This window comes from Roseospira marina, assembly GCF_014197855.1.
GTDB lineage: Bacteria > Pseudomonadota > Alphaproteobacteria > Rhodospirillales > Rhodospirillaceae > Rhodospira > Rhodospira marina.
Genome location: NZ_JACIGJ010000015.1, coordinates 52454 through 66008 on the forward strand (window position 1 = coordinate 52454; position 13555 = coordinate 66008).

A 13555-nucleotide genomic window follows, 5' to 3' on the forward strand; every position below is an offset into this window, starting at 1 on the left:
CTACGCCCCGAGACGCGCGGCCAGATCCTCGTAACCTCCGATCAGCACTTCACCCGTCGGCGTTCGCGCATAAACCTTCGGGAAGGTCCAGCCATCCGCCGGCACGCCGCGACGGATAAAGAACGCGCGCTGCACCTCGGCCGTCTTGATGGTCACGACCCCGTAAGACGCGCCGATGTCGTCCAGCAGCGCCTTGGCCTTGGTACACCAGCCACACTCCGGCTTGGCATAGATCATGAACTCGACGTCCGCGGCGTCCGCAGCGGCGTCGATCAGCGACTGGTCTTTGAGGCCGCCCTCGATCTCGGCATCGGTGTTGAAATCCACGGGGCAGGCGCCCGAGGCGCAGTCCACATGTTCCAGGCCGACATCTTCCTGCATGGCGCGCTGGATCGCCTGGGCGATCATCTCGAACTCGGCCTTCGTGACGGCCTGTTCCGGCTGGTATTCGAACGCGGTCGTGTCGATCTGCGGCATCACCGAGCAGCAGCGGATTTTGAACTGACCGTCCATCATCGTCGCCACGAACGTCTTGAAATCCGTCACGGCCGGCTCGTACTTGGCGGTGTAGCTGACCTGGTTGCCGCGATCGTCCGCCAGTACCTGCATGGCCTCATCCACGCCCCGAATCCAGAACGTCTCCAGCAGGCGCAGGTAGCGGTACTGCTCCTCCATGCCGGCCTCACCGGCCGTAATCAGCTTGTCGCCCATACCAAGCTGGCAGATGGCCGGCTGCGTCGGAAATCCAACGACCGTGGTGCCCGAATAGGTGCGCAGCTCCCGCACCGGATAGCCACTTTTGCGGTAGGTCTCGACCAGCGGATCGTCGTTGCGGAACTGAACCCAGCGAAGATACTCGCGCATCGCGGGAAGGTGGGCGCCTTCCGTCAATCCAAAGAGCTTGCTCGTTGTGCCAGCAGGCTTGATGGTTCGCAATGTGTGCGGCGTGTTCACGCCGAGGCGTGCGCAATAGGCGTCCGCCTCGTCCTGAACGGCCCGCGCGAACCGCGCCAGCATCATCCACATCGGCAGCGCGTCCGGATGCGGGCGCACCATCGTCTGCCCGTTGGCGTCGATCATAGTCGCGCCAGACGGATCCTCCGCCACGATGTCGCGGAAGCCGAGCCCGAAGCGTGCAAAGATCCACTCGTGCAGGCCGGTGATCCCGACGCCGATGCGATTGGTGCGCGCGACCTCGCGCCGGTACAGGCTGCGCATGGTGTTTGTGCGGATCAGGGCGCGGGTCGCCGTGCGAAAGGCGCTCTCCGCATCGGCGTCGCTCTGTGCGTGGAAGGGCACCACGTCGGCGATCACGCAATAGCCGCCGAGCATCAGCAGAGAGATTTCGCCGCAGGGATTGACGATGAACTTGTAGGGCATCGCCAGGACGCGCTTGGCCAGCTCGATCGCCAGGGGCCGGGTCGCCTCTTCCAGACCATCCTCGCCACCGAACGTGACGAACGAACCGTCCAGATACGCCTTCAAGCCATCATCGTTCCGGTTCAGCCGGTCCACCATGATCAGACCGGGCTCGCCGGTGCCGTCGAAGTACGATGCGGCCGCCAGCGCCATGAACACACGCCAAGCATGAGCTTCCAGGCCCGTGATGGTCTTGTCCAAAACCGCCTTGCTGAGCCACATCTCGATGGAGTTGCTGAACTGCGGCCAATCGACCTGCCATTCGACCTCCAAAGCTTCGTCACCGAACCCCTGTGTCCGCACCAGGGCCGCGACTTTCTCGACCGCGATGCGGAACTCGTCGTCGATGGTCACGCTGTTGTTGGCGCTCCACAGGAAGCCACCGCGCTTGACGCCGATGAACTCGACGACGGTCACGTCGCGCCAGGTCTTCGTTGCCATGCGCGCCGCGCGACGTGCGCCACCAACCAGCACACAGTCGGCCAAGTAGTGGTCGGCATACATCGCCGCGCGCCAGGTCGGCATACCGGCATCGCGCAGGCGCGCCATGTTCGAAACCGCCTGCATGAGCGGGCCGGGGCCGGACGCCGGACGGTTCTGCATCCCGCGGATCGGCTCGCCGTAGCCGCGCACGTCGGAGAAGTCCAGCAGCAGCACGACGTGACGCTTCTTCTGGAACGCCATGCGCTCGATGATCTCAATGGCGCGCGCCCAGCCCTCGCGACTGTCCGCGACGGTGTGCCGCTTGATGATCGAGCCGGCATACAGATGCTTAGCCTCGCGCCCCGTCAGATAGCCGGCGATCCGGCCCGACTGCACGTCGGCGTGTGTGTGGTCGATGACCGGCACCACGATCGGCATATCGTTCATGTCGGCCGCGGTGACGAGCGCGTCGTCGTAGCAGCCGCCGACACCGGAGCCATTCAACAGCAGCCGGAAATTCAGGCAGCGCATGACGGCGGTAGAACAGTTGGTAAACACCTCCTGCGGGCGGCCCGCCTGGGTCTCGTCGCCATGCTGAAGGTGCCGGCCGCTCATCAGCAGCGAGCCCTGCCGCAGATGGTGGCGCATCGACAGACGCTCGACCTCTTCGGTCGCGGCCTGATCGGTCGTGCGCAGCAGAGAGGTGTTGCCCAGAGCGACGCGATCCGCGACCTCAGCCCAGGTCTCCACGCGGGTTTCCGGCATCGCCGTCATGAACGCGGCGCTCGGGTCTTCAGTAATGGTGATGCCGCTGTACATGGCGGCCGACGTCATGCGCTGAAGCAGGGGGTCCTTCGGATTCAGGGCGACGGTGCTACCCAGACGGGCCTTGACGGCATCCGTGAACATGCGACGGTTCACGGTGCGATCAGCGACGGCCTGGCCCATTCCAGGAAAATAGTCGCGCGCCGGGGTCTCCAGCTCAACGACGGCGGTCACAGCGGACATTCATTGTCTCCACATAGTCTGATCGGGGAAAGGCAACGATCTTAGATCAATCAATTCTGACTTACCAGTCTTGACGGAAGCTGTTGCCTCTGAAACCCATGCTCACACTACATATAGCGGGAATCGTTCAACGCTGCGCAGGGTTACGCGGCGTGGATAATGCCGCCCATGAGTGCCAAAGCCTGACGAAACTCCGTCGTCAGAATGCCCGCCTCAATGGCCGCCAGAGCATCCGCCAGATGCTCGTTCTTCTTCGTCAGTTTCATCGCGCCGCCCGACTTGTGCCGGATCCATGGGGCCTCCGGATAGGTCGCGACCGCCCACTTGATGATCTCCGCCTTCGATGCCGTCCTGGAACCGACCGACGCCAGCTTGGTCTCAAGTGGCTGCACCTGGATCAGCGGTGCACCCATCATGTCGAACGTCGTCATGAGACCAAGTGCGATGCCCAGACCCCAGGCGGCCCGCGCCGACTGCGCCCCCTGGGGAATTTCCGCCATGGCGAGAGCGGCACCGTCCGCCGCCTTACGAATGCCCCGGCTGATCTCCTGCGCGCGGCGCAGATCATCGGAGTTCCGACGCACCTGTTTGCTCGCCACGGGCTCGGTCGCGATCAGAATCAGATCGTCGACCACGATCTCCATGGACGGCAACAGAAGGCGCGTCACGGCAACGCCCGTGTTGCAGAGTGACGGATCGACACCGACAATTCTCAATTCACGCATCACCAGGAACCCCATTCGGCTGTTTCAATATAACCTTCCTTCTCAACCGCTTCTTTCTTTTGCTTCTGTTCTGCCGCCTCCTTTTTGGCGCGTGCGCACTTTTGTTTCTCCTTTTTTCTGAAATCCGCCTTGAGCGCGCCGAAATTGCTGTTCGCATGTTTTTCGATAAACTCATGCGCGCTCTTGAACATGTCGAAGAACTGGAACCCCGGAACCTCGATGTACGAGTACGCCTGCTGGTCGACCGGCGTGAGCCGGAACATCACGTCGTTCGTCTTGTAGCCCCGCACACTGGCCAGAAAGAACTCCTCGCTGCCGCTGAGCGGCGCGCGAATGATCGTCTTGTTGGGGCATACCGCCGTGACCGTGCGCGGCCCAACCAGCTCCAACACCTGATCGATCGGCAGCGTCTCGCACAGGTATTCCGCCAACGCATCCATCGCCGTCTTCATCGCAACCTCAATCAATTCTGATTGATACAATATAGCACTTTTGCGACGGCGCGCGTCAGGTCACCCATTCGACACTCGCCAAGCCGCCGTGCTTGCGCACCGTCAGCACCTGCGAGATCCAGTCGCGCAGAGACCGATGCGAAATCACCATGACGGTGCCGCGTTCGCGCGCCTTCTCCTCCAGAATGCCCATGAGACGTTCCAGACCGGCGCTATCGAGTGCGTCGTCGATCTCGTCGCCAAAGAACAGCTCGATCGGCTTGGTCGCGCGGCTCGCCACCAGGTCCTGAAGGGCGAGGGCGCACGCGACACGCACCTTGCGCTTCTCGCCGCCAGACAGCGCCGCAAAGGAGTCCCCGCCGGCGGCGTGTACAACGTCGATGGTGAACTTCTCCCGCAGCTCGCCCTTCGCCGTGCGCGTCAGCGTCGACCATGTGGCCTGGGCGTGGCCATCGGTCAGCGTGCCGAGGTAGCGCGCCGTGCGCTCGTTAAGGAACGGCGTCACGGTGTCGAGAATGAGGGCGCGGACGCCGCCCGGTCCATAGACACGCACGACCTGCTCGGCCACCTCGACCTTCTTCTGGCCGGCGGGCAGGGCGGTTGTTTTGATGGCGTTGATCTTCTCGGTCAGCGCCGTGATCAGCGCGGTCTGCTCAGCCACCTCGGCGTCGTGCGGATTAGGCTCGGTTTTGCGCGTCTCGGCGTCGGTCAGATACTTGCGCGCCTGCTCGGTGTGCCGCGCGACCTCACTCAACCGCGCGGCGCGTGCGTCGATATCCCGTCTCAGAGCGTCACGCTGCGCGTTCAACGCTGCAACGCTTGTCATGCTCGCGCGATGTTCTTCCAACGCATCAGCGAGCATCTGAGCGCGCGTCTGTGCGTCATCCGCGACTGTTTTCTGTGCTTTGCAGCGCGCAACGACGTCGTGCAGGGATTGACCGAGGTGCGCGCGCACCTCGGTCAGATCGCCCGTCTCGTAGGTCTTGCCACATTCGCCGCACGGGGTACCGACCAGCTCCTCCGTGTTGGTCAGACGCGCCTTGGTCGCGCGCACCTCGTCGACCAGGCGCGTGAGCTTGGAGCGTTCGATGCCGGCGGTTCGATCAGCCTTGGCGGCGTCATCGGCCAGCTCGCGCTCGCGCTGCCGTTCGCCTTCAAGACCGGCGATCTTGGCGTCGACCTCCGCGAGCTGCGCCGCCAGTTCGGTCGGATCATAGACCTCAGCCGCGCGCGCAGCCGTCTTCGCTTCACCCGCCGCAGCCTTCGCCAACTCGCGCGCCGCCAAGACGCGCGCGGCGCGCTCGCGTTCGAACACCTCCTGCCGGCGCTCGGCTCCAATCAGATTTGACTGAACAATTTCCAGACGATCATTCAGGCGCGCAAGGTCGCGCTCCACCTCCGACAATTGGGCGCGCTCCGCGACCAGAACGGCGCGCGCGGTGTCATGCGCCTGCTCCAGCAGCGTGATGCCGGCCGCCTCCTCGACCAGCAGCTTGAGTTGCTTGTCAGTCAGCGCCGGCAGATCAGGCATCTGCTCCTGGGCGGCGTACACGGCCGCCCGAAATACCTCGTAAGAGCAGCCGATGACGCGCACGACCTCCGCCTGTGTCAGCTTGTCCGTGCCCTTCGTCAGATCGGTACTGGCGCCGGTCCCGTCCAGCTTGAGCAGATGGACCGCGTTCTTGCCCGTCTTGTGCTTGCGATGGCGGATGATCCGGTAGATGTCCTCCCCATCCTTCACATCGAGCTGGACGCACGTCTCTTTGCCGACGGTGCGGTTGACCACGCCGTCGCCGGTGACGCCGCGCGCCGTGATGCCGAAGAGACACCACGACAGCGCATCGGCGATCGAGGACTTGCCGGCGCCGTTGCTGTCGGCCGACGAGTCATCGTCGTTGACCCCCTGGATCAGCATCAAACCCACGTCGTCGAGCCCGATCGTGGCCTCGCCGATCGTGAGGAAATTCTGGATGACCATATCCGTGAATTTCATCGGCTCGCTCCCACTTCAGCCGCCTCGCTGCGACGCGGACGGCCCGATCCGGCCGGCTGCGGACGGCGACGGCCAAGAACCTTCGTCAGCCCCGCCGCACGCAGGCGCTGCTTGGTCTTGCCCGCGATGCTCAAGTCGGCCACCGTCAGCATCTCCACATCGTGCGGCGCCATTCGATGACACGGCGAACGCGCGAACATCTCGTGGATCGCTTCGACCTGCCGGTGCCGGCGCAACATGCACAAAAGGCTGGCGTCTTTGTTCGGCCAGAGAATGTCGCCCAGCCGCGGCGCCACCTCCCACGCCTTGTCCATCGAGCCGAGCTGAAGATGGATGAGGCGAACCTCCTTCCAGCCGAACGTGGTGGGAACCTCATAGAGGGCGGTGAACTTTGCCTTTCGCTCGCTCATGCCCGCTTCTCCATCGCTCGCATCTCGGCGTTGATCGCATCGGCGTAGCTGCCGCCATCGACCGAAGCTGGCCGCGACGCGGCCGGACGATCCGTCCGGCTATTGGGCTTCTGATGACGTGACGCGGCCGGACGATCCGTCCGGCTATTGGGCTTCTGATGACGTGACGCGGCCGAAGCGCCGACCCGGACGCGCGACCGATCGTTGCGCTCCGCCTTCGTCACGATCACATTCGCGTCCGGGTGGCGCTCCTTGTACCCCTGCGCCGTGACGAAGGGGAGCCCAGCGTAGGTCTCCTGGATCATCTCGACGCGCTCACCGACCCGCGCGCCCTTGTCGTCGTAGGTGTAGATGATGCGCTTCCGCTCCATGCGGACGGTGAACAGATCACCCATGTTGCTCTCCTCGTGTCTTCGTGCCATCGCGAATTAGCGAATTCGTATATTCGCGAATTCGCGATGGCATAGCGAATGGATTAGTCAGCGCGCGCGAGGCTTTCGCGCGTCTTGATCAAGACTTCCTCGGCTAGACAGGTGACGGCGGCCTTGTCCTCGTAGTCGAGCATGGCGACGAAATCGAGCACCGACGTCTCAATTGAGGCGCCGGCCGAGACGCTGGCCCCGGCGCGCGCGACGGTGGCTGTTTCCCGCACAGCCTGGATCACGACGCCCTGCGCCTTCTTGTCCATCAGGATCTGACGCAGCTCTTTCTCCTGCGCGGGCTTGATGCTCTCGAAGCGGACGCGGACATAGTTGCCGTCGACCGTCAGAGTCAATTCGTCCTCATCGGCCGCATCAACCTCGGTGATCTCGATAAACGACGGCGCCCGGCTTGCCCGGAACGTCACCTCGTCGTCGACGATCAGGAAACCAGCCTTGCTGCCGATATCGCGCCACGTCTGCTGCGTCGTAGCGCCGATCGAGAACACGCCGTGCCCGAGACAGGCGTGATTGTGAAAATGCCCACTGAAGACGCGCCGGAAGCCCCAGCCGATGTCGCCGATCTCCTTCGGATCCAGGGCGTTGTCGAACGCCACAGGCAGCGAGCCATTGATCGGCGCGTGGATGATCAGATCAGCGCCTCGACGCTGCTCGGCCGGGATCGTGTTTACACTCTCGCGCAGGGCCTCCAGCGTGGCGCGCCAGGGGACCATGAACACGACGTGATCGTCGACGTCGACGGCCGTCGGTCGCGTGACCACGGTGAAGCCCTCGATCGTAGACAACACCTGAATGGCGTTGCCCAGCTCCGTCGTGTCGTTGGACTTCAGGTCGTGGTTGCCGGGAATGGCGTGAATCTGAACGCCCCGATCCACGATGCCGCGAATGGTCTCAACGACGGGGTTCAGCACGCTCGGATCGACCGAGCCGCGGACGTGAAACAGATCGCCGGCCAGGAACATCATGGTCCCGCCGCGCTCCAGCAGTTCATCGGCCTGGCGGGTCAGCTCCTTCAGGATCGTGGAGAGCCGCGAGTTGACGCCGCCCTCGGTGGTCTCGCTGAACGCCGACCAGTTGTGGCAGTGATGATCGGACGAGATCGAGTAGGGGATCATCGCGCATTTCCAATCAGATTTGATTTATCATTTCGGTGTTGCGGCGCCTAACACGCGCCAGGCGCCGCAACCTTTCGAACTAGGAGTTCTGGATGTCCTGTTCGAAGCGCCGTGCCCGCTCCACGAACCGCTCGATATGCCGGATCGTTGGCTCGATGTCCTCGCTTCGCGCCAGGGCCTGCGCATGCCGGATTGCGCTCTTGATCTGCCGGCCGTTGAGGTCGTAGTGCGCCAAAACGTCCGGGTCGATATGGTCCAGCCCGGCCGCCAGCAGCAGATTGCCCCAGACCCTCTTGCGCCACTCGTTGTCGATGGCGCCGAAGCGGATCGCCAACGAAACGCGGCTATAGAACGCGCGGTCAATGTTCCGCACACGATTGGTCGTGAGGAACATCACGCCCTGGTGATACTCCAAAAGGCGCAAGAACACGCCGACCATCGCGTTACGAACGATATCCTTCTCGTCGCGCTCCTCCAGGAAGATGTCGGCTTCGTCCAGCAGAATGACGGCGTTCCACGTCATCGCAACGTCAAGGATCTCGCGAAGCGACACTTCCAAAGCCCGCGGATCAGTGCCCAATTCACCGACCGAAATAGTGTAGAGAGGCCGGCGCAACAGCTCCGACACCGCCTCGGCCGTCAACGTCTTCCCTCGGCCCGGTTCGCCGTGCAGCAGGAAGATGGTGCCACCACCCTTGCTCTCGATGACGTCCTCGAAGCCGGTCTGACCGTTCCGCACCAAGACCTCGATCAGCTTCTTGTCCTGTTCGTCCAGAACGAGCTTGTCGTAGGCGTCTTCGCGGAATTTGATCTCCCGCAGATCGTCGATGTCCAGGCGGCCCCACTGCTTACAGGCGAACGAGAAGCCATGAAGAGTGGGCAAGCACCGCCAGTATTCGCTGGTGTCGATTCCCACGGCGTCAGTGTTCGAGTCCGATTCGATCGTCTCAACGTCCAAAGCCCGAAGCTCGTTACGCCATCCGTCCGGTTCCATCTGCCTGAAGGATCGCACGTCGATCATGACCCGTCCGGTCGCCCGATACGAACGATCAGCAAAGTACGACGACCGAACCAGATTGCCCGTGTAGGCGGCGTACACGGCGCCCTCGCAGAACGTTGCGAATTTCTCGCCACGAGTCTGCAACATCGCCTTGGTCTCGGGGTCGATCTTGTGGAGCCTCAGATCGCTAATCAGCATCCGATCAAACGCCGGCACCACGAAGTCAGTCGTCGCCTCTTCGATCTTGCCGTTGATCGCGGCGAGAACACGGAGCTTGAGCGTCCAATATCGCAAGAGCCACCCCTCGGTGAACTCGACGTCCTCGACAATTCCGCCGACGCGCTTGCCCTTCTGAACGTACCAGACCTCGCAGCCTTTCTCGAAGAAGGCGTGCATATCGTCATTTTCGATTTCACCGCGCTCGAACCGCTGGTTCTGACGCTCCTTCAACTCCTTTTCGAACACCTTGAGTGCGCCGACAAACGAAGCGGCGTGCTTACGGTATTCAGGGTTGGTAAACTCAACATCGGCGATCTCGTTCTCGATCGTCTTGACGTGTTTCGCCAGCAGGTCGATCGGAAACCGCAACTCGTACTCATTGATCCGCCGACTGGACATGGTTTCATTCAAGGCCCGGCGAACCACACCATTCATATACCGACCCGCAAGATCGAAATACACGACGCCGCGATCGTCGATCTTTTTAAAAAGATCAGTACTCTCCAGAACCACGACACCGGTCGACTCGCCGATCGTTTCACCTTCAGCTTCGGTCGTTTCGGCCACAATCACGCCACCATCCATAATCATCTCTCCGTTGCGCGATACGTCAGAATTGACTTATGCACTTTATATAGCAGACACACAGCGGGGTTGCACAAGAAAACAATCAAACCTGATTTATTTTTGTAGCGCGCGGACGGCGTGCAAAATTCTGAATAGGAACCATTCGGTAGCTGCCGGCGCGGATCATGACCGCGCGATCCCAAAAGGCGCTCAGGTGAACCAGGAACTTTTCGCCGGTCTCCTTGACCCGCACGACCACCAGGTGAACGCCCTTGGCCCGCAGCGCCATCAGAATCTCCTCATGGATACTCCAGCACGCCACGCCCTTGCTCAAGGCGGCCGCGATGCTCCGTTCACCCTGACGGCGCACATCGCGCAGCCGAGATTCCATGACGAAGACCAGCGTGCCCTTGGGCCAACGCCAAAGGGCGCCGACAACGCGGCGCCCTGTCTTCATTGGTTCAACCGTCACGCCAGTCGGCGGCGTCTTCCGTCTCATAGGTTCTCTCCAGGTCGATGATCGTCACCTGACGGTCGACCGTCATCATCTGCGGACCGTAGCCGCGTCGCAAAACCTCGAACAGACGATCCTGGGCGCCGACGACCGGCGTATCGAGCTGCGTGTGGTTCTGCTGGGCGATCTCGTCGGTCAGCTTCGACCAGTGCATGGTGCGCAGACCAATCACGATAGCTTCGCCAATGAAGACGTCGCGCACGCTGTTCCACAGCGTGACGGTGCGACCGATCTGAAGCCGATTCATCCATGCCTTGCCCAGTCGCACGGTGTTGAACCGCGCATCCAGACCTACCGCGTCCCGGAAGGCGAGGTGAGGGCGGTAGCCCGGACATTCCGCGATTACCGCCTTCGTCTCTAGCTCGCCCGTGATCTCCGCAAGGCGCGCGTGCGTGATGCACATGGAATTGATGGCGCAAAAGTCGCACAGGTGCAGGGCGCGCTCACGATCCTTGGGCGTCATCAGGGTCCACCGACCCGTTTCCGTCAAACGAACGCGGCGCAGATTTGTTTCAAACGTGGGCATAGCCATCCTCTCAAACGGTCTATACCCACGTTACACGAAATCGCTTTTTAGCGCATTAGCGATTTACGACGTTTGAATCACATCATCGGCATCATCGGCCATACACAGCATGGCGATCGTCACCTCGTTGACCGCGCGAATGGCGGTTGTGACCTTGAGGGTCACGTCGGCCGAGCCGCCATTGATAGCCTCGGCCAACCCGTCGATCTCATCGGGCGTCGGCAGGGCGTTCTCGCCATAGTTGGTCACGACGGTCTCGATCTCACAATTCAAGGTGCCGTCCTTGAGGGCCTTGTGCAGCAGGTTCAAGCTGCCCAGCAGCGCGTCGCGCTGCGCGCTTGTCAGCGCCAGCGTCACCATGTTCTTGCCCGCCAGATCCATCACGTCGGCAGCATCCATTGCGTCCGTCATGCCGCATCTCCCATGTTAGATTCGCTCATAACCGGCACCGGCGCGTTCAGAACGCGCTCGATGCCATGAAGCGTCCCACGCAGTGCCTCGATCTCCGCAAGCGCCTGGCGGCGATAAGCGTTCACTGCCTCGGCGCACAGACCGTCGAGATTGTCGTCAATGAACACCACGATTCCGGGATCAAGCGCATCCAAGCTCTGCTTCAACTTCGACATGACCACGTTGAGCGTGGGGTTGATCTCCGACACAACGTCGATGACCCACCGCGTCTGATAGCCACCATTCATGTGCGTGACAAAGCCGGACACCTTGAACGTGAAGTCCTTGAACAGGACGACATCGACAGGCTCGACCCGAAAGTGTCGCTCGCGCCGGAACCCCTCCATGATGCGCTCGATGTTGAAGGCCGCGACCCGTGCGTCCTGCGTCCGAAGGGTTTCGAACAACCCGAACGGCGCTTCGCGCAGTCGAATATTCAAGGTGCCCAAGAGCCCGGTCTGCAAGATCATGTCTGCCTCTCAATCAGATTTGATTGATCTATACTGACAGAAAAAAGGCGGGAACACGGGCGGGAACTATATTCCCGCCAAATCTCCATCAGTCGAGGGCGTCCAGCAATTCGTTGATGTCCAGATCATCCGGAACATCGTCGATCTTCGCGGGCGTCTCATCCTCTTCATCTTCGGCATAGACGATCGAGGATTTCTTCTTCGGCTTGGGCGGCTCAACCTTCACTTCCGCCTCCGGCTCGGGTTCCGGCTCGGGCTCCGGCTCAGGTTCCGGCTCCGCCCCAAGCTCGGGCGTTACCAACGTGATGTCTTCAAACACGGCTTCGGCTGCGGCCGAGCGCGCCGTCTCAATCGTGCCGTCCTGCACGGCCTTCTGCCAATTGGCCGGCAGCCGCATCATGTCTTCGTCCGAGATGACCTCGCCGGCGGCCTTACGCTCGATCAGCTCCTGCGCCAGCGCACGCGCGTTCTCGCCGCGAACGCGCTTGATGCCGTCGCCGCGCACCGTACTCAGACTGAAGCTGCCGATCGCCGTGACCTTCGGCGCGTCCATGATGGCCGCCACGGAAGTATCGAATGCGGTGACGGCTTCGTTCAGAAACTGGGTCATCTGCTCGGCCACGTCGGACGTCAGGTACTCCGGGTTGGCCGTGATCGTGGCAAGCTGCTCCTGGAGCAGTCCGCCGATGCGGTTCACGCGCCCAACGAGGGCGCTATCGAACTGCGATTTGGTGATTTTCTTAGGCATCGTCATCTCCGTTACGCGGCGGGCTCTTCCCAGCCGCCCTCTTTACCTTCAGGAACTTCCACGACCGGATCGTCCACCTCCGGCAACATGGCGACCAACTCGTCGTAGCGGCCCTCACGCTCGATCAACTCAACAACCTGTGAGCGATACAGGTTTTTCCCGTCCCACTGGATGCGCGAGCCGGACGCTTCGATCAGCTTGTTGCTGGCCATGAAGTCGAGCAGCGAACCCACCGTGTCGAACTTGCCGGAGCCGTCCGACTGGAACATGAAACGCCAGGCGGCGGTCTGAAACGGGCGCGTGATCTTGTTCTTCACAGCCTTGGCGCCGATCTCCTGGCCCAACACGTCGTCGCCGCCTTTGGACTTGATCTTGCGCGCGCCAAGCTGGATACGAATCGAGGCATGAAACTTCGGCGCGTCACCGCCTGGCGTCGTGGTCGGATCGCCGTAGACGACGCCAGGCTTGGTTCGCATCTGATTGAGGAACAGCGCGGTGATGCCCAGTTCGTCGCAGAACTGATCGAAGGCCGGAAACACCGCCGACGTCGCCCGCGCGAGCGCCGTGTTGTCGTGCATCCCGTAGCCGCTAACGGACTTCTCCATCTTCGACTTCGGAACCATCGTGGCCAAACTGTCGAAGGTCCAGAAGATCGGCGCGTCCGGGTCGATCAGCCTTTTCTCGCGCACGCGCTCCGCGACGGCGATGCACAGACTGATACTGTCCTCGAACGTGCGCGGCTTCTTGTAGATCCAGGAGCCAGGCGTCGTGTTGAGCCCCAAGGCGCGCGCCAGTCGATCCGCAAACGAACGTTCGTGATCGGAGAAACCAGCGATGCCGCCGAACCGCTGCGCACTGATCGACGCCATCGTCGCGATGGCTGTCTTGCCGGACGAGGGCGGTCCAAACATCTCGATGATGCGTCCACGCGGGAAGCCGCCGTCGTAGCGTCCGGACAAAACCCGGTTCAGCGGCGGGAATCCCGTGTCGATGAAGGAGCGAACCTCGGCCGGCGCGTCGTTGCCGCCGATGAACGTCTCCATCTCCTTGGCCAAATCTGTCATGCTCATGCCCAT

Annotated in this window: 14 protein-coding genes; all 14 read right to left on the minus strand. The window is 62.1% G+C overall.

Translation table 11 applies throughout. The annotated features are described in order from the left end of the window. The 14 genes from GGD82_RS16520 to GGD82_RS16585 all read right to left on the minus strand — a co-directional run bounded on the left by GGD82_RS16520 (nucleotide 1) and on the right by GGD82_RS16585 (nucleotide 13549). Nucleotides 1–2850, minus strand: a complete 2850-nt coding sequence (locus tag GGD82_RS16520; protein ID WP_150063459.1) for a glutaredoxin domain-containing protein — start codon at nucleotides 2848–2850, stop codon at nucleotides 1–3. Nucleotides 2851–2993: 143 nt separating this feature from the next. Continuing rightward, the gene (locus GGD82_RS16525) at nucleotides 2994–3575 is read right to left on the minus strand and encodes a hypothetical protein (protein WP_184013302.1); all 582 of its coding nucleotides are present in this window, start codon (nucleotides 3573–3575) and stop codon (nucleotides 2994–2996) included. After that, nucleotides 3575–4027, minus strand: coding sequence for a hypothetical protein (locus tag GGD82_RS16530; RefSeq protein WP_150063457.1), 453 nt, complete (start codon nucleotides 4025–4027; stop codon nucleotides 3575–3577). The genes GGD82_RS16525 and GGD82_RS16530 overlap by 1 nt, the downstream gene beginning before the upstream one ends. Nucleotides 4028–4082: 55 nt before the next feature. Continuing rightward, entirely contained in the window at nucleotides 4083–6020 is a 1938-nt protein-coding gene (locus GGD82_RS16535; protein WP_150063456.1) for an AAA family ATPase, read from the minus strand. Next, nucleotides 6017–6430: a hypothetical protein gene (locus tag GGD82_RS16540; RefSeq protein WP_150063455.1), complete on the minus strand. Its 414-nt coding sequence runs from the start codon at nucleotides 6428–6430 to the stop codon at nucleotides 6017–6019. Before GGD82_RS16540 ends, GGD82_RS16535 begins: the two co-directional genes overlap by 4 nt. Further along, entirely contained in the window at nucleotides 6427–6825 is a 399-nt protein-coding gene (locus tag GGD82_RS16545) for a hypothetical protein (protein ID WP_150063454.1), read from the minus strand. The genes GGD82_RS16540 and GGD82_RS16545 overlap by 4 nt, the downstream gene beginning before the upstream one ends. An 80-nt stretch (nucleotides 6826–6905) precedes the next feature. Beyond that, entirely contained in the window at nucleotides 6906–7985 is a 1080-nt protein-coding gene (locus GGD82_RS16550; RefSeq protein WP_150063453.1) for a metallophosphoesterase, read from the minus strand. Between the two features lie 79 nt (nucleotides 7986–8064). After that, complete coding sequence (locus GGD82_RS16555; protein ID WP_170284400.1) at nucleotides 8065–9789, minus strand: AAA family ATPase; 1725 nt, start codon at nucleotides 9787–9789, stop codon at nucleotides 8065–8067. Between the two features lie 85 nt (nucleotides 9790–9874). After that, a complete protein-coding gene (locus GGD82_RS16560; RefSeq protein ID WP_221240816.1) occupies nucleotides 9875–10270 on the minus strand; it encodes a hypothetical protein in 396 nt (131 codons plus the stop codon). Beyond that, a complete protein-coding gene (locus tag GGD82_RS16565; protein WP_150063450.1) occupies nucleotides 10233–10811 on the minus strand; it encodes a hypothetical protein in 579 nt (192 codons plus the stop codon). The genes GGD82_RS16560 and GGD82_RS16565 overlap by 38 nt, the downstream gene beginning before the upstream one ends. Before the next feature lie 63 nt (nucleotides 10812–10874). After that, on the minus strand, nucleotides 10875–11222 hold the full coding sequence (locus tag GGD82_RS16570) for a hypothetical protein (protein WP_150063449.1): 348 nt from the start codon (nucleotides 11220–11222) through the stop codon (nucleotides 10875–10877). After that, nucleotides 11219–11731, minus strand: coding sequence for a hypothetical protein (locus GGD82_RS16575; protein WP_150063448.1), 513 nt, complete (start codon nucleotides 11729–11731; stop codon nucleotides 11219–11221). Before GGD82_RS16575 ends, GGD82_RS16570 begins: the two co-directional genes overlap by 4 nt. Before the next feature lie 88 nt (nucleotides 11732–11819). Then, on the minus strand, nucleotides 11820–12479 hold the full coding sequence (locus GGD82_RS16580) for a hypothetical protein (RefSeq protein ID WP_184013303.1): 660 nt from the start codon (nucleotides 12477–12479) through the stop codon (nucleotides 11820–11822). Between the two features lie 11 nt (nucleotides 12480–12490). Next, a complete protein-coding gene (locus GGD82_RS16585) occupies nucleotides 12491–13549 on the minus strand; it encodes a RecA family protein (RefSeq protein ID WP_170284399.1) in 1059 nt (352 codons plus the stop codon). Between the last annotated feature and the right edge of the window lie 6 nt (nucleotides 13550–13555).